1 protein-coding gene is annotated in these 345 nt (G+C 50.4%); it reads right to left on the minus strand.

Features of this window, described 5'->3' with window-relative positions; all coding sequences use genetic code 11:
- Positions 1-345 (minus strand): DNA gyrase subunit A (locus tag A3763_RS05645; protein WP_304440793.1); only part of this gene is annotated, 345 nt, incomplete at both ends.

A 345-nucleotide genomic window follows, 5' to 3' on the forward strand; every position in this document is an offset into this window, starting at 1 on the left:
AATACAAGCACTCGCCACTTCCCTAAGGTTATGTGGTGGAATATCAGTTGCCATACCCACGGCAATACCCGTGGTACCGTTTAATAGCAAATTAGGTAAGCGTGCTGGCAGAGTTTTAGGTTCATCCATGGTGCCATCAAAGTTTGGCGCCCACTCTACGGTGCCCTGACCTAACTCAGCTAAAAGTGTATCTGCGTAAGGAGCCAGCCTTGACTCGGTATATCGCATCGCAGCAAAAGACTTCGGGTCATCCGGAGAACCCCAGTTTCCTTGTCCGTCAATAAGGGGGTAGCGATAACTGAAGGGCTGCGCCATCAAGACCATTGCCTCGTAACAAGCACTGTC

Source organism: Oleiphilus sp. HI0128 (assembly GCF_001635365.1).